This window comes from Pollutimonas rozaliensis (assembly GCF_048751585.1).
Lineage (GTDB): Bacteria > Pseudomonadota > Gammaproteobacteria > Burkholderiales > Burkholderiaceae_B.
Window position 1 is genome coordinate 1 of sequence record NZ_JAZHOB010000078.1, and the last position, 278, is coordinate 278.

The window sequence follows — 278 nt, forward strand, 5'->3', positions numbered from 1 at the left end:
TTTAGTTAGTGAAACTGATCCTGATGGAATAATTACTTATGCAAATGATATTTTTTGTGAAGTATCTGGTTATACAAAAGAAGAACTTTTAGGACAACCACATAATATAGTAAGACATCCTGATAACTCTTCAAAAATCTTTAAAAATCTTTGGGATACTATAAAAGCAGGAAAAGTTTGGAAAAGTAAAATAAAAAATAAAGCTAAAGATGGTAGTTCATATTATGTAAAAGCTACTATTTTCCCTATTTTAGATGAAGCTGGTAATATAAAAAAAT

Annotated in this window: 1 protein-coding gene; it reads left to right on the top strand. The window is 26.3% G+C overall.

All coding sequences use genetic code 11. From position 1 onward, the window contains the following. On the top strand, window positions 1-278 hold a 278-nt coding region (locus tag V0R37_RS22045; RefSeq protein WP_420376548.1), incomplete at both ends, for a PAS domain-containing protein.